The sequence below is a fragment of the Nocardia sp. NBC_01329 genome (genome assembly GCF_035956715.1).
GTDB lineage: Bacteria > Actinomycetota > Actinomycetes > Mycobacteriales > Mycobacteriaceae > Nocardia.
Window position 1 is genome coordinate 319,303 of sequence record NZ_CP108381.1, and the last position, 17,453, is coordinate 336,755.

The following is a 17,453-nucleotide window of genomic DNA, read 5'->3' on the forward strand; positions in this document are numbered from 1 at the left end:
GGGCGCAGTTACCCGGAGGAAGACTAGGAGCGGGAGTGACGTACATCATCGCCGAACCGTGCGTTGACGTGAAGGACAAGGCGTGCATCGAGGAATGCCCGGTGGACTGCATCTACGAGGGTGGGCGCATGCTCTACATCCATCCCGACGAATGCGTCGACTGTGGTGCGTGTGAGCCGGTCTGCCCCGTGGAGGCGATCTTCTACGAGGACGACACTCCCGATCAGTGGAGCGGTTATGTCAACGCCAACGTCGACTTCTTCGACGAGCTGGGTTCGCCCGGTGGCGCCACCAAGCTGGGCAAGGTCGATTCCGATCCGGCGTTCATCAAAGAGTTGCCTCCGATGGCAGATGAGTAGGGCGCTGTCCCGATGAACACCGAGGTTTCCGCCCGCTGGCGGGTGAGTGCGGCGTTGCCGGACTTTCCGTGGGACACCATCGCCGAGGTGAAGGCGCGGGCTGCGGCGCATCCGGACGGGCTCGTCGACCTGTCGGTGGGTACGCCGGTCGATCCGGTGGATCCGCTGATCCGTTCGGCGTTGAACTCGGTGGCCGAGGTGCCCGGATACCCGACCACGCACGGCACGCCGGTGCTGCGGGCCGCGGCGGCGGCCGCGCTGACTCGGCGTTTCGGTATCACCGGGGTGGACGAGGCCGCGGTGCTGCCGGTGATCGGCACCAAGGAGCTGATCGCCGGATTGCCACGGCTGCTCGGACTGGGCGCCGCGGATCTGGTGGTGATCCCCGAGGTCGCGTATCCGACCTACGAGGTGGGTGGTCTGCTCGCCGGGACGCGGATTCTGCGCGCCGACGGGCTCACCCGGTTGGGTCCGGAGAATCCGGCGCTCATCTACCTCAATTCACCGTCGAATCCGACCGGCAAAGTGCTGGGTGTCGAGCATCTGCGGAAAGTGGTGACTTTCGCGCGTGAACGTGGCGCGGTCGTCGCGTCCGACGAGTGCTATCTGGGGTTGGCTTGGGAAGAATCGGCGGTGTCGATTCTGGATCCGCGGGTCTGCGACGGCGACCATACCGGTCTGCTGGCGGTGCATTCGCTGTCCAAGACGTCGAACCTGGCGAGCTACCGGGCCGGGTTCGTGACCGGTGATCCGGCGTTGGTGGCCGAATTGCTGGCGGTGCGGAAGCATTCCGGCATGATGGTGCCTTTCCCGATCCAGGCCGCGATGGCGGCGGCGCTGGGTGACGATGTGCACGAATCGGTGCAACGGGAACGGTATCGGGCCCGCCGCGAGATCCTGCGTTCCGCGCTGCTGGACGCCGGTTTCCGTATCGACCACTCCGAGGCCGGACTGTATCTGTGGTCGACGCGCGGTGAGCCGTGCCGGTCCACGCTCGATCGACTGGCCGATCTGGGCATTTTGGCGGCTCCGGGCGAGTTCTACGGACCTACGGGTGCCGAACATGTGCGTATCGCATTGACCGCCACCGACGAGCGGATCGATGCGGCCGCGCAGCGGCTGCGCGGATGGGCCGCGTCCGTGCGGCGGTGTTGATTAGCCGCGTCCGTGCGGCGGTGTGGTAACGACTCCGCAGAGTTTCGCGCGTCGAGTTCGGGCGGGGCCGGTCGGGCGGAGCTAGCCTGGGGTATGGACGCTGTCACAGTTGTCCCCACCCCCGGTAACGAGCCGGTGCACACGTACGCACCGGGCAGCCCTGAGCGGGAACGGTTGCTCGGTGAGCTCGCTGATATCTCCGACAGCACGGCCGAGATCCCCCTGGTCATCGGCGGTAAGCATCGTCCGGGAATCGGGGAGCGTCGCGAGATCGTCGCACCGCATCGGCACCGGCAGGTACTCGGGACCTATACCGACACCACACATACCGAAGCCGCCGCCGCCGTCGACGCCGCGATCGCGGCCGCCCCGGATTGGCGGGCGTTGCCGTTCGACGAACGCGCCGCGGTGCTCTTGCGTGCCGCGGATCTGCTGGCCGGCCCGTGGCGGGAAACCCTGGCCGCGGCGACCATGCTGGGGCAGTCGAAATCGGCGGCGCAGGCCGAGATCGACGCACCGTGTGAACTCGTCGACTTCTGGCGGTTCAATGTTTCTTTCGCCCGCGGCATCCTGGGGCAGCAGCCGCAATCGAGCGCGGGGGTGTGGAACCGGCTCGACTATCGTCCGCTGGAGGGTTTCGTCTACGCCGTCACACCGTTCAATTTCACGGCGATTGCCGGCAATCTGCCCACCGCGCCCGCGCTCATGGGTAATACCGTCGTGTGGAAGCCCGCACCCACACAGACGCTGGCCGCCTATTACACGATGAAACTGCTGGAGGCGGCGGGTCTGCCGCCCGGTGTGATCAATATGGTCACCGGCGACGGGCGAGAGCTCTCCGAAGTCGCGCTGGCCGACCCGCGCCTGGCCGGTATCCATTTCACCGGTTCCGGTACCACCTTCCGATATCTGTGGAGCCAGGTGGGGGCCGATATCGGTCGGTACCACGGGTATCCGCGGATCGTCGGGGAGACCGGGGGTAAGGATTTCATCGTCGCGCATCCTTCGGCGGATCCCACCGCGTTGCGCACAGCGCTGATCCGCGGTGCCTACGAGTATCAGGGTCAGAAGTGTTCGGCCGCCTCACGTGCGTATCTGCCCAGATCGCTGTGGCGGGAGATGGGCGAGGATTTCCTCGGGATCACCGAGACCCTGAGCTACGGCGATATCGCGGATCTGTCGAATTTCGGGGGCGCGGTCATCGATCGGCGGGCCTATGACAAGAGCGTGCGCGCGATCGAACGGGCGCGGGCCGCGGGCGTGGACGTGCCGGTGGGCGGTACCTACGACGACAGCGAGGGCTATTTCGTCCGGCCGACCGTGCTGCTCGCCGACGATCCGCGCGACGAATCGTTCGCCACCGAGTACTTCGGCCCGATCCTGTCGGTGCACGTGTACGACGATTCCCAGCCCGACGCCTACCGGACGATCCTGGCCGAGGTGGAGTCGGCCGCCCCGTACGCGCTCACCGGCGCGGTCTTCGCGCAGGACCGGAACGCGGTGGAAGAAGCGGCCGAGGTGTTGCGTTTCGCGGCCGGCAACTTCTATGTCAACGACAAGCCCACCGGTGCGGTGGTGGGGCAACAGCCGTTCGGCGGGGCACGAGCTTCGGGTACCGACGACAAGGCGGGTTCACCACTGAACCTGTTGCGCTGGGTGGCGCCGCGCACCCTCAAGGAAACCTTCGTTCCGCACACCGATCACCGCTATCCGCATATGGACCGAGGATGAGCGGCCCCTGTCCGCCCGTCGCGCGGTATGTGGTCGTGGTTCGCCGCGATGGCCGGGCGACACAGTGAATCCGCTACGTCCGGCGATCCTCGCCGCGGCCGGCTCCGATCGGGTGAAACGTGCCCTGACCACCAGTCCGGCCACCGCCGCGATGGTGCAGCGCTTCGTACCCGGCGAGGCCCGCTCGGATCTGGTCGCGGCGGCGGGCAGGCTACTCATGAGCGGGCGTGCGGTCAGCGTCGATTTTCTCGGCGAGAACACCACCGATCGCGCGCAGGCCGAGGCCGCGGTAGCCGAATACCTGGCGCTGATCAACGAGCTCGCGGCCCTGCCGACCGCGGAGGTACCCGCCGGGGCCGCACCGCTCGAGGTGTCGGTCAAACTGTCCGCGCTGGGGCAGGCGCTGGGTGCCGACGGTCCGGCGATCGCCACCGAGAATCTGCGCACTCTGTGCACCAAAGCCGCCGAGGCCCGGGTATGGGTCACGGTGGACGCCGAAGACCACACCACCACCGCCGCCGTTCTCGCCACGACGAGGGAGGTCCGTTCGGACTTTCCTTGGCTGGGCACCGTGATCCAGGCGTATCTGTACCGCAGCGCGGACGATTGCCGCGAGCTCGCCGACGCGGGCGCCCGGGTGCGCCTGTGCAAGGGGGCCTACCGGGAACCGGAAACGGTCGCCTGTCAACGTCGGGTCGACGTGGACCGCGCCTACCTGCGCTGCCTGCGGATCCTGATGCACGGCGCGGGCCGGCCCCTCGTGGCCTCCCACGATCCGGTGGTGCTCGCGGCAGCGGCCGATCTCGCGACGATCACCGGCCGCCGCCCCGGTGACCTCGAATATCAGATGCTCTACGGCATCCGCACCGACGAACAACTCCGTCTGGCCGACCGCGGCGATTTCGTGCGGGTCTACCTGCCCTACGGTCGCCAGTGGTACGGGTACCTCATGCGCAGGCTGGCGGAGAGGCCGGCCAATCTGACGTTCTTCCTACGTGCCCTTGCCGGGCACTGAGCGGAACACCGGTAAGAGGTCGCCGGGCGTCGCCGAAAATTCAGACCAGGGGTTTGCCTTTGCGCATGCGGCGGCGCATATCCCACAGGTAGTAGTTCATCGGGAACTGGCGTATGACTCGGGGCTGGAATCTGAGGCCGAAGCCGATGGCCTTCATGGTGCGGTCGAACCAGCGCTGGTTACCTTCGGTCCAGGTCAGCCGCATTTTCTCGCGGATCTGCGGCGGGAGGCAGCCGGTGACGACGAAGCGGTGGAATTTCGCCGAAACCCACTGGATCGGTCGTGCCACCATCTTCAGGTCGATGAGGTCGTCGAAGTAGGCGCGGGTGGTGTCGTCGATCTCGAGCGCGTCGAGGTTGTCCTCCCAGAACTGCCAGAACGCGGCCCGGTCCGCCGGCCACATCTCCGGCCGCACCTGGAGGGTGGTGCCGAGGCGGATGCTGTGGGCGTAGAAGGTGTCGGCGGTCGCTTCGTCCATCGGGCCCCGGACTTTCTCCAGAAGGTCGACGAACCCGAAGTACAGGCAGGCCGCGACCCATAGTTGGAGTTTCGGGTCGAAGGCGTTGTATTTGACCGGGCTGGTGGGTTTGGTGCGGATATGGCGGTGGGAGGTGTTGACCGCGAGCCGGTAGGCGTTGCGTTCTTCCTCGGTCCCCAGCATTGCGACGGCGAGGTAGGTGAGGGTCGTGCGCAGCCGTTTGAAGGGGTGCTCCATAACGTTGCCGCTCTTGACGTCGCTCTCCATCACACCGTAGGCGACCGGCCGCAGTCCCAGTTGCATGATGACGTTCGCCGTGCCGCCGAGGAAGGCGGTGACCCCGACGATGTGATCGTTCACATCGAAGTCGGGCGCGTACAGCCGCTGGGGTTCGGGATCGTTCATCGGAGCGGGCAGGGGAGCGGTCATCGGCGACCTCTTTCCTATGAGACGATTATATGATAACCATCTCATTCACTCGATCTTGCGTCAACCGCTTGTGAAGTTGTGCGATGCTTATTACGTCATTGCATCGCCGAGCGCGGAAAGGTGCCGAGATGGGTGCGCTGGCTCAACTGTTGCCCCTGGTGCGATCGCCGCGCCGAGATCAGGATCAATCCGTACTGGCCGCGGCCTTGCAGGCGTTCCTCGATTTCGGGATCAAACGCACGAGCATGGTCGAGGTCGCCCGGCGTGGCGGCCTCTCGCTGGCCACACTGTATCGGCGGTTCTCCAGTAAATCGGATCTGATCCAAGCGGTCGGACTGGCGCAGACTCGCGATTTCATCGAGGGCGTCGACGCCGCGGTCCAGCAGCAGATCGAGCGAGACGCCGGTGCCGAGGACCAGATCGTGGAACTGTTCGTCGCGTTCCTCGCCGGTTTGCGCGGTAACGAACTCTTGGACCGGCTGCTCGACACCGAACCGGAGATCGTGCTGCCCTACCTGACCGTCAAGGGTGCGCCGGTCATCGAATTGGGGCGCGATTACGTCGCCGAATTCATCACCCGCCTCCAGGGCGAAGACAAACTGCCGGCCTACGATCCACTGCCGCTGGCCGAGATGATCGCGCGGACCGCACTGTCGCTGGCACTGACGCCGCAGACCGTCATCCCGCTGGGCGACGATATCGCCGTGCGCAAATACGCGCGCGATCATGTGGCGGTGTCGTTCCGGGTGCCGAGCCAGGTGACCGATTCCTGAAATTCGAACGGAGTTGTTTTCATATTCGTGAATTCGGCTCAGACGAGTTTCGTTCCGAACCGGCGGCGGATCCGGAAATCGAACAGATACGCGTTGATCGGGAAATTCCGCAGGGGCACCGGTAGCGCCGCCGATACCCGGCCCAATCGACGCAGCATGCGATCGAATCGGCGTTCGTCGCTCGCCGACCAGGTCATACCCATTTCCGCGCGGAGACGCGGCGGTAGCAGGCCCGCGGTGACCCACCGGTTGAACCGGCCGCCGAGGAGCTGGACAGGACGAGGGAACATCTTCAGGTCGACGATCTCGTTCAGCATGTCCCGAACCGGCGGATCGATCCTGGTCGCCGCGAGGTTTTCGGTCCAGTAGCGATCGAAGGCCGCCAGGTTCGCGGGCCACGAGTCCGGCGGTACCTGCAGGGTCGTGCCCAATCGTGCGGAACGGCGATAGATCGTTTCTTCGAGTTCGGAATCGGGCCGGCCGCGCATCCGTTCCCGGATATCGCGTGCGCCCCGATACAGGCACGCGGCCACCCACAGTTGCAGATCCCGGTCGAAGGCGTTGTACCGCACCGGACTCTGCGCGTTCGAGCGCACCTGGCGATGCGAAGTGTCTACTGCTTTCCGGTAGGCCGCTCGCTCATCGGTGTCGCCGAGCAGCGCAACCGCGAGATAGGTGAGTGTGGTACGCGTGCGTTTGACCGGATGCAGTGTCAGTTTTCCGCTGTCGACCGGGCTTTCCAGCACGCCGTACCCAACTCCGGGTACGGCGAGCTGCATGATGACATTGGCGGCGGCGCCGAGTATCGCGGCTCCATCGATATAGGGCCGGAAGTCGAATTCCTCATCGTGCGCCGGCCCGGCGGAATCGGGCGGTTCGGCGGCGGAGCCGGGTGCAGGCGGCTCCGCGGCGGGAGAGCTGGTCATGGAAACAACCGTTTCGAGTGCTCGAGAAAGCTGACGCTTCACCCTCTCGCCGCAGCTTATATGTGTCAAGTGGCGCCGGAAATTATTCGATTCCGCGCGAATTCCGCCGAATTCTCGGGACCGGCCGGGCAGGTGTCGGCCATCCGTACCGGGCCGGGGCAGTAGTTTGGGCGCATGTCCTACGGCCACCGCCTGCTCAGCTCACTCGACCCCCTCGCTGTCGCCGCGGGCGCCGATATACCGGACGCCGTGACCATCGACGGCGTGACGCTGTCTCGCAGCGATCTCCTCGGTGCCGCGACCTCGGTGGCCGAACGGGTCGCCCGAGCCGAGAGGGTAGCGGTGCTGGCCCGGCCGACCGCGGCGACGGTGCTCGCCGTGGTCGGATGCCTGATCGCCGGGGTGACCGTGGTGCCGGTGCCACCCGATTCCGGAACGGCCGAACTCGACCATCTGCTCGCTGATTCCGGGGCTCAGGCGTGGCTGGGCGAAGCGCCGGAAGGTACTTCGCTGCCGGTGGTCCCGGTGCGGTTGCACGCCCGCTCCTGGCACACCTATCCCGAACCCGATGCGGGCGCACCGGCTTTCGTGCTCTACACCTCCGGAACCACCGGGGCCCCGAAAGGGGTGGTGTTGAGTCGGCGCGCGATCGCCGCCGGACTCGACGCACTCGCCGGCGCATGGGCCTGGACCGCGGCCGATGTTCTGGTCCACGGCCTGCCGCTGTTCCATGTACACGGTCTGATTTTGGGACTGCTCGGACCGTTACGGGTGGGCAGCCCACTCGTGCACACCGGAAAACCGACCCCGGCGAATTACGCGGCGGCCCCGGGCACTCTCTACTTCGGCGTGCCGACAGTCTGGGCGCGGATCGCCGAGGACCCCGCCGCGGCGAAAGAACTGGCCGCCGCGCGGCTGTTGATCTCCGGCAGTGCCCCGCTGCCGGTGCCGGTCTTCGAACGCCTCGCGGAACTCACCGGACATCGGCCGGTCGAACGGTACGGGATGAGCGAAACCATGATCACCTTGTCGGCCCGGGCGGACGGGGAACGACGGCCCGGCTGGGTCGGGGTACCGGTCGAGGGTGTCGAGACCCGGCTCCGCGACGAAGCCGGCCGACCGGTTCCCCACGACGGCTCCGGCATCGGCGGACTCCAGGTGCGGGGACCGATGCTCTTCGACGGCTACCACGGCCGCCCGGAGGCCACCGCGGAATGCTGGACCGAAGACGGCTGGTTTCGCACCGGAGATGTCGCCGCCATCGACGCGGACGGGTTCCATCGGATCGTCGGGCGCGAATCGGTCGATCTCATCAAGTCCGGCGGCTACCGGATCGGTGCGGGGGAAGTGGAAACCTCGCTGCTGGGTCATCCGGCGGTCGCCGAAGTGGCCGTCGTGGGCCTTCCCGACGCGGACCTCGGGCAGCGGATAGTCGCCTTCGTGGTCCCGCGCGCGGCGGCGCCGACCGAGCAGGAACTCATCGACCACGTGGCCGGTGAGCTCTCGGTCCACAAACGCCCCCGCGAAATCCGATTCGTGGGTTCCCTTCCCCGAAATGCCATGGGCAAGGTCCAGAAGAAGCGATTGTCCCAATAGCGTCATTCCGGCGAAGCGAATGTTGCCTGACCCGGTTACTAGTTGTGGGCGTGCAGGGCTTCGTTGAGTTCGATACCCGTGCCGGCGCGCGGGACGACCTCCACGGTCCCGGTGCGCGAATTACGACGGAACAGCAAGTTGTTCTTGCCGCTGAGCTCGGCGGCCTTCACCACGGTGCCATCGGGGGCGGTGACCTTCGTGCCGGCGGTCAGGTAGAGACCGGCTTCGACCACGCAGTCGTCACCGAGCGGGATGCCCAGGCCCGAGTTGGCGCCCAGCAGTGACCGCTCACCGATCGAGATGACGGTGGTGCCGCCGCCGGAGAGAGTTCCCATGGTGGAGGAGCCGCCGCCGATATCGGAGCCGTCGCCGACGACCACGCCGGCGGAGATCCGGCCCTCCACCATCGAGGTGCCCAGCGTGCCCGCGTTGAAGTTCACGAAACCCTCGTGCATCACGGTGGTTCCGGCTGCGAGATGCGCGCCCAGGCGTACCCGGTCGGCGTCACCGATGCGGACGCCGGACGGGACCACGTAGTCGACCATGCGCGGGAACTTGTCGATGCTGTACACGGTGACCGGTCCGCGCGCGCGCAGTTTGGCGCGGGTGGTCTCGAATCCGTCCACCGCGGCCGGGCCGTGATTGGTCCACACCACATTGCTGAGCAGGGCGAACTGACCCGCCAAGCTCACCTGGTGTGGCCGGACCAGACGGTGCGAGAGCAGATGCAGCCGCAGATAGACATCGTGGGCGTCCACCGGGGCGGCGGACAGGTCGGCGATGGTGGTGCGTACCGCCATCACGTCGACGCCGCGCGCGGTGTCCGGGCCGACCAGATCGGCGAGTCCGGCGGGTGCGGTAGCGAGACGTTCGGTGCCGGTATCGCCGAACTCGCCCAGCTCCGGGCTGGGAAACCAGGTGTCCAGAACGGTCCCGTCCGAGGTCACGTTGGCGATGCCGATGGCGGATGCTCCCTGAGTGCTCACGAGACCGAAGCCTACCCACCGGCGGTCCGTTACGGCGGGGCCCCTCTACGCTCGTATCCCGTGACCCTCGACCTGCACGCCGACCCCATCGCACTCACCGCGGCCCTCGTCGATATCCCGAGCGTATCCCGGGACGAGGCCGCGATCACCGCGGCCGTAGAGGCGGCACTACGCACCCAGACCAGCGGTTTCGAGGTGCTGCGCCGCGGCAATGTGGTGCTCGCGCGGACGAACCGCGGGCTACCGTCGCGGGTCGTCCTGGCCGGGCACCTCGATACCGTGCCGATCGCGGACAACGTGCCGGGCCGGTTCACCACCGAGAACGATGCCGAGGTCTTCTACGGCTGTGGTTCGGTCGATATGAAATCGGGTGACGCGGTGTTCCTGCATCTCGCGGCCACCGTCGCCGAACCCGTCCACGATCTGACTCTGATCTTCTACGACTGCGAGGAGATCTCCGCCGAGTTCAACGGTCTCAACGCCATCGAACGGGAAGTACCGGAATGGCTGGACGGCGATCTGGCGATTCTCGGTGAGCCCTCCGGCGGCTGGATCGAGGCCGGTTGTCAGGGCACGCTGCGGGTCCGGTTGAGCACCGCGGGCGTCCGCGCGCATTCGGCCCGTTCCTGGCTGGGCGACAACGCCATCCACCGGCTGGCGCCGGTGCTGGCCCGGCTCTCGGAATATCGTGCCCGGGAAGTCGATATCGACGGCTGCCGCTACCGCGAAGGATTGTCCGCAGTCCGCGTCGCGGGCGGGGTCGCGGGCAATGTGGTGCCCGACGCCGCCGAGGTGGAGGTGAACTTCCGATTCGCCCCGGACCGCTCGGTGGAGCAGGCGACCGAGCACGTACGGGAGGTGTTCGCGGGGCTGGATCTCGAACTCGAGGTCACCGACGCTGCTGCCGGTGCGTTGCCCGGGCTCACCGCCCCCGCGGCCCGCGGGCTCGTCGAGACGGTACGCGCGCACGGTTCGGCAGGAGTCCGGGCGAAATACGGGTGGACCGATGTCTCCCGCTTCGCCGCCCGCGGTATCCCCGCCGTGAACTTCGGCCCCGGCGACCCCAACCTCGCCCATAAACGTGACGAGCACGTTCCGCTGGCACAGATCACCGCGGTGACCGAGATGCTGCGCGGGTATCTCACCGGGTCGGTGTAGCGGCGCGACCCGGATCCGCTCCCCGGAGGCCGATGCGGCGTGCACGGTAGCCTGTCGGCCATGTCAACCGACGCCGCCGAATCCGGGATGGCCGGCAAACCCAAGACCCGCTTTCGCGGGCCCCTCATGTTCCGCCGGGAACGGACCCCGCGAGGCACGACCGCCGACCAGCATCTGCTGGACCAGCGCAGCGACAGCGACTGGGTGCACACCGACCCATGGCGAGTCCTGCGGATCCAGGCCGAATTCGTCGAGGGCTTCGGTGCCCTGGCAGAGGTCCCGCGTGCGGTGAGTGTGTTCGGTTCGGCACGCACCGACCCCGGCAACCCGGAGTACACGGCCGCGCGGGAGCTGGGCGCGGCCCTGGCGACCGCCGGATTCGCGGTGATCACCGGCGGTGGACCCGGTGTGATGGAGGCCGCCAACCGGGGGGCGTCGGAAGCGGGCGGCTACTCCATCGGTCTCGGTATCGAGTTGCCGTTCGAACAGAGCCTCAACGACTGGGTCGATCTGGGGATCAACTTCCGGTACTTCTTCGTACGCAAGACAATGTTCGTGAAGTATTCCCAGGCCTTCGTCTGTATGCCCGGCGGCTACGGAACCCTCGACGAACTGTTCGAGGCCCTCACCCTGGTGCAGACCCGCAAGATCACCCGATTCCCGATCATCCTCTTCGGCAGCAAGTACTGGGCGCCGCTGGTGGAATGGATCCGGAACTCGCTGGCCGCGGACGGCCGTATCTCCCCGGGAGATATCGACCTGCTGCACGTCACCGACGATATCGACGAAGTGGTCCGGATCATTCAGGAATACGCGCCCGGCAACGCTACCCTCGAGAAATCCGGTACGGAGGACGAATGGTGACCTCGCGAGCTTTCGCGTTGTGCGTGTACTGCTCCGCGAGCACCACCGACCCCGAACAACTCGCCTTGGCGGCCCGTGTCGGCGCCGAAATCGCGAAGCGCGGGTGGCAGTTGGTGTCCGGCGGCGGCAACGTCTCCATGATGGGCGCGCTGGCCACCGCGGCCCGCGCCGGCGGCGCCGCCACGATCGGGGTCATCCCGAAACATCTCGTCCACCGCGAAGTGGCCGATGTGGACTCCGACGAACTGGTCGTGACCGATACGATGCGCCAGCGCAAACAGGTGATGGAGGACCGCGCCGACGCCTTCCTCACGCTGCCCGGCGGAATCGGCACGCTCGAGGAATTCTTCGAAACCTGGACCGGCGGCCAGCTCGGCCAGCACGACAAACCGATGGCCATCCTGGATCCCGCCGGGCACTACAGCGGCCTGTTCACCTGGCTCACCGAACTCCACGACCGCGGTTTCGTCCCGCAGGAGGCCCTCGACCGGATCACCTTGACACCGGATCTAACGGAGGCATTCGACGCGCTGAGCGGAGAGTAAGTGTGACTCGACTCATGTGGTCGCGTCGGTATTCGATAGGCCGGTCTGCGGCGAACCCGGACTCCGCCTCCGTGAGCCGGCCGCCGTCCACGACTTGTCGGAGCCGGTCCGTACCCGGGGCTCCGGCGTTCGAGCGGTCGCCATAAACTCGATCCATGTTCGAGCCTGTCCGGCCGTTGCCGACTCTTTGCGGCCGGACCGTCGCGACGGATCGCGCGCTGGTGATGGCCATTGTGAACCGCACCCCGGATTCCTTCTACGACCGTGGTGCGACCTTCAGCGATGCTGCCGCGTTGGCCGCCGTGGCGCGGGCGGTGGACGAGGGCGCCGATCTGGTCGATATCGGCGGGGTGAAGGCCGGGCCGGGGGAGCATGTGGACGCGGGCGAGGAGTCGCGGCGGGTCGTGCCGTTCGTCGCGGCGATCCGGGAGACGTACCCCGACCTGCTGATCAGTGTCGATACCTGGCGGTCGGATGTCGCGCGGGCCGCGGTCGCCGAGGGCGCGGACCTGATCAACGACACCTGGGCGGGCGCGGACCCGGAGCTGGTGCCGGTAGCCGCCGAGACGGGGGCCGGGATCGTATGCAGTCACACCGGCGGGGCGGTGCCGCGGACGCGGCCGCATCGGGTCCGGTACACCGATGTGGTGGCAGAGGTGACCGAGACAGTGGTCGGGGCAGCGGAGCGGGCCGCGGCGGCGGGGGTGCGACGGGATTCGATCCTGATCGATCCGACCCACGATTTCGGCAAGAACACCTATCACGGGCTCGCACTGTTGCGGGCAGCGGACGTTCTTGTTAAAAGCGGGTGGCCGGTCTTGATGGCGCTGAGCAATAAGGATTTCATCGGAGAGACATTAGGTGTCGGACTTTCCGAACGGCTGGAGGGCACATTGGCAGCAACAGCATGGTCGGCCGCGGCCGGTGCTCGCGTTTTCCGTGTGCACGAGGTCGCCGCGACCCGTCGCGTCGTGGACATGATCGCCGCGATCCAGGGCATCCGGCCCCCTGTACGAACTCTGCGAGGCCTCGTATGAAATTTCCACAGCACGAGCCCGACTGGGCGTCGACCCATACTTGGGACGCCCCCGACTGGTCGGTGGCCGATCTGGTCGCCGCCAAGGCCGGCCGCACCGTATCGGTGGTGCTGCCCGCGCTGAACGAAGAGAGAACCGTCGCCGATGTGGTGGCCAGCATCCGGCCGCTGCTGGGCACGCTGGTGGACGAACTGGTAGTGCTGGATTCCGGGTCGACCGACGCCACCGCCGAACGCGCCCGCGCGGCCGGGGCCGAGGTGATCACCCGGGAGCAGGCGGTACCCGAATTGGAGCCCTTCCCGGGCAAAGGGGAGGTGTTGTGGCGTTCGCTGGCGGTGACCAGCGGCGATCTGGTGGCGTTCGTCGATTCCGATCTGATCGATCCCGACCCGGCTTTCGTGCCGAAACTGCTCGGCCCGCTGCTCACCACCCCCGACCTGCATCTGGTGAAAGCCTATTACCGCCGGCCGCTGCGGCACGGCAGTGGGGTGGACGAGCATGGTGGCGGCCGGGTGACCGAACTCGTGGCGCGGCCGCTGCTGGCGGCGCTGCGTCCCGGACTCACCCAGGTCCTGCAGCCGTTGGGCGGTGAGTACGCCGGTACCCGGGAGTTGTTGACGGCGGTCCCGTTCGCACCGGGGTACGGGGTGGAGATCGGGTTGTTGCTCGACACCTACGATCGGCTGGGGCTGAGCGCGATCGGGCAGGTCGATCTGGGCGTTCGGACCCATCGCAACCGGCCGCTGGCCGATCTCGGTGTGATGAGCCGGCAGATCCTGGGCACGGTGCTGGGCCGCAGCGGCGTCCCGGATTCCGGAGTCGCCCTGACCCAGTTCCCGTTGATCGGCGACGAGTTCACCCCGCACAGCACCGCGGTGGATCTGGTCGACCGACCCCCGATGAACACCATCCGGCCGGGCGTAGCGGCCGCTTGAGCCGACCGGCCGGAGCCGCTGTCGCCGTCAGTGGTTCCGGTCCGGTTTTCCGCCCGGGAGTTCGTCTCCGGTGCTCGGGTCCTCGTCCTCTCCGGTCGTCCGCGTCGGGCGGCCGAGGACCTCGGGTTCGTCGGTATCTGTCGTGGATTCCTCGGCGGAGGGTGTGCCGGTTTCCGCCCGATCCCGCTCCTCGGGTCGTTCGGCCGCGGCCTGTTCGCCGGGTTCCTGCTCGTGTTCGAGGCGGGCCTGGAGTTCGGCGACCGTCACATACTCGCTCTCGGCGGAATCCGGACTACGCAGCCACAGGGTCACGGTAATCAGCAATCCCACCGCGACCAGGACAATCGCCACGATGATCAACGCATTCACCTGCGCCTCCACGAATTATCTCTTCGGAGCCGGACATCGCCACGATGCACCGAACGGCGCAAAGTAATTCTATGGCTATCGAACCCCCGGGCTCGGTCGACCGGCCGCGGTAAAGGTAAATCGGCCTACTGCGCACAGAGTAGCAATTCTTCGACCAGCTGATATTCGCTGTCGCTATAGCGGTTTCGGCGTGTCGGAACCGTCGTGCGCGGGCTTTCGCTTCTCCGGTGCGGTCAGCGCCGCTGGCGTACTGCCTGTGGGCGGGAATCCACCGGCTCGTGAAGATAGACCGGGGTGAGCAGGTCCGCGTCCACGGGCTCGCCGGTGGTGCGTTCGTACCGGACACCGACCAGCACGGAGAAGCGGCGATTGGCTGCCCGCTCGTGCAAGGTCGCCAACCTGGTGGCGAGCAACCGGACCGCGCCGAGCGAGCCAGGTGGGTGCAACCCGTCGAGGACGAGGATCGAACCGCGGCCGTCCGGGCGCGGGAGCCGGGCCAGGTAGGCGATATCGTGCGGTTCCGGGCCGGCCGGACGGTAGATCCGCCGCGCGGCGCGATCCTCGATACCGCGGCGGCCGTCACCGGGCCGGGCGACGGCGCGACGCAGCCGCGGGTCGGCGGCGATGAGATGGCGCAGGCTGGGGGAGAGTTCGGGACCGCCGATCACGATGAGGCCGTCCCGCAGTAGATCGATGGGCCGACCCGGGGCGAAGGGTTCGATGGTGACCGCGAAGCCCAGTTCCCGTAGCTGTTCGGCGAGCCGCGGCGCGGCCGCCGGATCCGGTGCCCCGATCAGCCTGCCCGCGCGGGTATCCGGGACCAGCAGGGTCATCGGCCCGTGCCCGAAGAACAATCCTTCGGGCGCCGGGCCCTGCGTGCTCACCTGATGGATACGGGCGCGGGAAAGCCCGGCGGCGGCACCGATTCTGGCGAAAGTCCACCCCTCGGCGTGTAACTCCCGGATCACCGCACGCCGAATTCGGGTGAGCTCGTTGATGGTCTGCTGAGCCGCTGCGACACCTTCGGTGGCGGCCTTGAGTCGCTCGACTTTGTCTTCGATCGCGAATATCCGCGCCACGTCATCGGCCGACATGTGCGAAGTCTAGACAGCGAGTCGCTGAACTGCGTCTAGACTGGTTGACGCTCAGGTGGCGTCGGTATCGATCGGGGGACGTTCGTTGCGTTCCAAGGGTTTATCCAACTTGGGCATCGGGTAATCTGGCATACCGCTGTGGGTGCCCAGCACGTTCTTGCTGTCCGGTAGTGCGCCGTCCAGATCCCGGAATAGGGAATCATCGCCGTTCAGAAGATGTTTCGTCACCACCGAACGCGGCGACATCCCACGTAATTCTTGAAGATCGGCGAGTGGTTTACGCAGTTCCTCGAATTCGGGCCCGAGTTCGGACCGCAATTGCGAAGTCGCGCCGGTCGCGTAATCGCGAACCTGGCGCAGACTTCGCGCAGTCCACCGAGCGGCGCCGGGTAGGCGCTCCGGGCCGAGGATTACGAGGGCGGCGACGAGTAGCACGAGCATCTCGCCCCACCCGATACTGCTGAACACTCCTACAGGCTACCCGGCACCGCGACCAGCGGATCAGTCGGAGGCCAGCGTCACCGGGAGATCCACCTGCCGACCTTCCCGGATGAGCTGCACGTTAACCGTTTGTCCGATTTCGTTCGACTGAACCGCCACTACCAGCTCGTCGGGATTGGTGACTTCGCGATCGCCGATCCGCACGATCACATCGCCTTCGACGATGCCCGCGTTCGCCGCCGGACTGCCCGGCTGTACATCGGCGACCTCGGCACCGCTCATGACCTCGTTGGCGACCGTCTTCTGTCGGGCACTCACACCGATCATCGGATGATGGATCGATCCGTCGCGGATGAGGGTCTGGGCGACCTCGGTTACCTGGTCCACCGGGATGGCGAAGCCGAGACCCACCGAACCGCCGCTCTCACTACGGATCGCGGTATTGATACCGATGACCCGGCCGTCCGCATCGACCAGTGCGCCGCCGGAATTACCCGGGTTGATCGAGGCGTCGGTCTGTACGGCATCGATGACCGCCTTGGTGTCGCTGCCCTCGCCTTCGAGTTTCACGGGGCGGTGCAACGCGCTGACGATGCCGGATGTGACCGTTTTGCTCAGGCCCAGCGGCGATCCGATCGCCAGCACCGCATCCCCGACTTGCACATCATCGGATTTACCGAGCTGCGCGACCGTGAGATTTTTCACATCTACCTTGAGGACCGCGAGGTCGCTTTTGGGATCGCGGCCGACGATATCGGCCGGGGTCCGCGTGCCGTCGGAGAAGGTGATCTGGATCCGGGCCCGCCCGGACTGGTCCTGGGCCGCCATGGAGATGACGTGGTTGTTGGTGGCGATATAGCCGTCGCCGTCGATGACGACCCCGGAACCGGTGGCGCCGTTGTCGCCGACCGTGGTGCGGATGGAGACCACCGACGGCAGTACCGCATCGGCCACCTGGGCGATCGGGCCGTGCGGCTGATCGCTGTCGGCCTGTTCCAGGCTGACTTTGCGCGACGTCAGAGTCGAGGCCGTCTCTGCGGTCAATCGGCCCACCAGGCCGCCGACCAGGCCGATCGCCAGCGCGATCGCCCCGAGAACGAGCAGGGCTTTGGGTGCGACCCGGGAACCGAACAGCACCTGGCGCGCGGAGAGCTGCTCGGCGTGCGGGAATTCCTGTGTGGTCGGCGAGGGCACAGCCGGGGCGCCCAGCCGGGCCGCTGCTTCCGGATCGCGCCAGGGATCGGCCGGGCCGGCCACCGGTTCACGTCCGCTGTCGGCATCCGGGTCGCGCTGCAGCAGTTCGGTGGAACCGGGCGGGCGGCCGAAGGCTTCGGCCAGCACTGCCTCGGGCGGACCTTTGGGTGCTATCGAGGTCGAGGACTCGGCGTCCGGGCGCCCCCCGCGGGCGGCGAAGGATCCGGATTGACCCGACGGGCGGCGGAAGGCACCCGCGGTATGTGAGTCCACATGAGGTCGATAGACCGGACGGGGAGCCAGTACCGGTGCCTCGCGCGGGCGCAGAGTGCCGTTATCGGTCGTCGTACCGTTTTCGTCCACCGAAT

General features: G+C 67.0%; 18 protein-coding genes. 11 read left to right on the forward strand and 7 right to left on the reverse strand.

The window, feature by feature from the left end; translation table 11 throughout:
- Positions 1–35 precede the first annotated feature (35 nt).
- The 4 genes from fdxA (at position 36) to OG405_RS01480 (ending at position 4,260) form a co-directional block, all read left to right on the forward strand.
- Positions 36–359: a ferredoxin gene (gene fdxA, locus OG405_RS01465; protein WP_039826451.1), complete on the forward strand. Its 324-nt coding sequence runs from the start codon at positions 36–38 to the stop codon at positions 357–359.
- Between the two features lie 12 nt (positions 360–371).
- Entirely contained in the window at positions 372–1,514 is a 1,143-nt protein-coding gene (gene dapC / locus OG405_RS01470) for a succinyldiaminopimelate transaminase (RefSeq protein ID WP_327149845.1), read from the forward strand.
- 93 nt (positions 1,515–1,607) lie between these two features.
- Positions 1,608–3,245 carry an L-glutamate gamma-semialdehyde dehydrogenase gene (gene pruA / locus OG405_RS01475; protein ID WP_327149846.1) on the forward strand — a complete coding sequence of 546 codons (1,638 nt, stop codon included), beginning with the start codon at positions 1,608–1,610 and terminating at the stop codon, positions 3,243–3,245.
- A gap of 64 nt (positions 3,246–3,309) precedes the next feature.
- Positions 3,310–4,260 carry a proline dehydrogenase family protein gene (locus OG405_RS01480; protein WP_327149847.1) on the forward strand — a complete coding sequence of 317 codons (951 nt, stop codon included), beginning with the start codon at positions 3,310–3,312 and terminating at the stop codon, positions 4,258–4,260.
- 40 nt (positions 4,261–4,300) lie between these two features.
- On the opposite strand, the gene OG405_RS01485 is transcribed toward OG405_RS01480, so the two are convergent.
- A complete protein-coding gene (locus OG405_RS01485) occupies positions 4,301–5,167 on the reverse strand; it encodes an oxygenase MpaB family protein (protein WP_327149848.1) in 867 nt (288 codons plus the stop codon).
- 128 nt (positions 5,168–5,295) lie between these two features.
- Between OG405_RS01485 and OG405_RS01490 the strand changes: the two genes are divergently transcribed.
- Positions 5,296–5,940, forward strand: coding sequence for a TetR/AcrR family transcriptional regulator (locus OG405_RS01490; protein WP_327149849.1), 645 nt, complete (start codon positions 5,296–5,298; stop codon positions 5,938–5,940).
- A gap of 38 nt (positions 5,941–5,978) precedes the next feature.
- Here OG405_RS01490 and OG405_RS01495 read toward each other — a convergent pair whose 3' ends face one another.
- Entirely contained in the window at positions 5,979–6,866 is an 888-nt protein-coding gene (locus OG405_RS01495) for an oxygenase MpaB family protein (protein ID WP_327149850.1), read from the reverse strand.
- Between the two features lie 174 nt (positions 6,867–7,040).
- Between OG405_RS01495 and OG405_RS01500 the strand changes: the two genes are divergently transcribed.
- Positions 7,041–8,462 carry an acyl-CoA synthetase gene (locus tag OG405_RS01500; RefSeq protein WP_327149851.1) on the forward strand — a complete coding sequence of 474 codons (1,422 nt, stop codon included), beginning with the start codon at positions 7,041–7,043 and terminating at the stop codon, positions 8,460–8,462.
- A gap of 38 nt (positions 8,463–8,500) precedes the next feature.
- Here OG405_RS01500 and dapD read toward each other — a convergent pair whose 3' ends face one another.
- A complete protein-coding gene (dapD, locus tag OG405_RS01505; RefSeq protein ID WP_327149852.1) occupies positions 8,501–9,448 on the reverse strand; it encodes a 2,3,4,5-tetrahydropyridine-2,6-dicarboxylate N-succinyltransferase in 948 nt (315 codons plus the stop codon).
- A 60-nt stretch (positions 9,449–9,508) separates the two neighbouring features.
- On the opposite strand from dapD, the gene dapE reads away from it, so the two are divergent.
- The 5 genes from dapE to OG405_RS01530 all read left to right on the forward strand — a co-directional run bounded on the left by dapE (position 9,509) and on the right by OG405_RS01530 (position 13,987).
- Positions 9,509–10,606, forward strand: a complete 1,098-nt coding sequence (gene dapE / locus OG405_RS01510; RefSeq protein ID WP_327149853.1) for a succinyl-diaminopimelate desuccinylase — start codon at positions 9,509–9,511, stop codon at positions 10,604–10,606.
- Positions 10,607–10,666: 60 nt separating this feature from the next.
- Complete coding sequence (locus OG405_RS01515) at positions 10,667–11,470, forward strand: TIGR00730 family Rossman fold protein (protein WP_442790639.1); 804 nt, start codon at positions 10,667–10,669, stop codon at positions 11,468–11,470.
- The gene (locus OG405_RS01520) at positions 11,464–12,015 is read left to right on the forward strand and encodes a TIGR00730 family Rossman fold protein (protein WP_327149854.1); all 552 of its coding nucleotides are present in this window, start codon (positions 11,464–11,466) and stop codon (positions 12,013–12,015) included. The genes OG405_RS01515 and OG405_RS01520 overlap by 7 nt, the downstream gene beginning before the upstream one ends.
- 155 nt (positions 12,016–12,170) lie before the next feature.
- The gene (folP, locus tag OG405_RS01525; protein ID WP_327149855.1) at positions 12,171–13,052 is read left to right on the forward strand and encodes a dihydropteroate synthase; all 882 of its coding nucleotides are present in this window, start codon (positions 12,171–12,173) and stop codon (positions 13,050–13,052) included.
- On the forward strand, positions 13,049–13,987 hold the full coding sequence (locus OG405_RS01530) for a glucosyl-3-phosphoglycerate synthase (RefSeq protein ID WP_327149856.1): 939 nt from the start codon (positions 13,049–13,051) through the stop codon (positions 13,985–13,987). The genes folP and OG405_RS01530 overlap by 4 nt, the downstream gene beginning before the upstream one ends.
- A 27-nt stretch (positions 13,988–14,014) precedes the next feature.
- Here OG405_RS01530 and OG405_RS01535 read toward each other — a convergent pair whose 3' ends face one another.
- The 4 genes from OG405_RS01535 to OG405_RS01550 form a co-directional block, all read right to left on the reverse strand.
- A complete protein-coding gene (locus OG405_RS01535) occupies positions 14,015–14,368 on the reverse strand; it encodes a hypothetical protein (RefSeq protein WP_327149857.1) in 354 nt (117 codons plus the stop codon).
- Between the two features lie 221 nt (positions 14,369–14,589).
- Positions 14,590–15,450, reverse strand: coding sequence for a hypothetical protein (locus tag OG405_RS01540; protein WP_327149858.1), 861 nt, complete (start codon positions 15,448–15,450; stop codon positions 14,590–14,592).
- Between the two features lie 51 nt (positions 15,451–15,501).
- A complete protein-coding gene (gene tatB / locus OG405_RS01545; RefSeq protein WP_327149859.1) occupies positions 15,502–15,918 on the reverse strand; it encodes a Sec-independent protein translocase protein TatB in 417 nt (138 codons plus the stop codon).
- A gap of 33 nt (positions 15,919–15,951) precedes the next feature.
- A complete protein-coding gene (locus tag OG405_RS01550; RefSeq protein ID WP_327152594.1) occupies positions 15,952–17,448 on the reverse strand; it encodes a S1C family serine protease in 1,497 nt (498 codons plus the stop codon).
- Positions 17,449–17,453 lie beyond the last annotated feature (5 nt).